At 45.5% G+C, this 380-nt stretch carries 1 protein-coding gene; it reads right to left on the bottom strand.

Translation table 11 applies throughout. The features are described 5' to 3' along the window. Positions 1-186: 186 nt before the first annotated feature. The coding region (locus MiSe_RS49955) for a hypothetical protein (protein WP_226595060.1) at positions 187-380 on the bottom strand (194 nt) is incomplete at its 5' end.

Here is a 380-nt window from a genome sequence, read left to right on the forward strand (position 1 = left end):
AGGGACGCATCCAAAACCTGATCTACAAGCGAACATTTGATGATTGCCGTGTCCTCTGAAAAATCGTCGGTGTAGGGACGCATCCAAAACCTGATCTACAAGCAAACATTTGATGATTGCCGTGTCCTCTGAAAAATCGTCGGTGTAGGGACACGGCATTCAAAACCTGATCTACAAGCAAACATTTTATGATTGCCGTGTCCTCTGCAAAATCGTCGGTGTAGGGACGCATCCAAAACCTGATCTACAAGCGAACATTTGATGATTGCCTTGTCCTCTGAAAAATCGTCGGTGTAGGGACACGGCATCCAAAACCTGATCTACAAGCAAACATTTTATGATTGCCTTGTCCTCTGAAAAATCGTCGGTGTAGGGACACG

The sequence above is a fragment of the Microseira wollei NIES-4236 genome, from assembly GCF_020521235.1.
In the GTDB taxonomy this organism is placed as follows: Bacteria; Cyanobacteriota; Cyanobacteriia; order Cyanobacteriales; family Aerosakkonemataceae; genus Microseira; species Microseira wollei.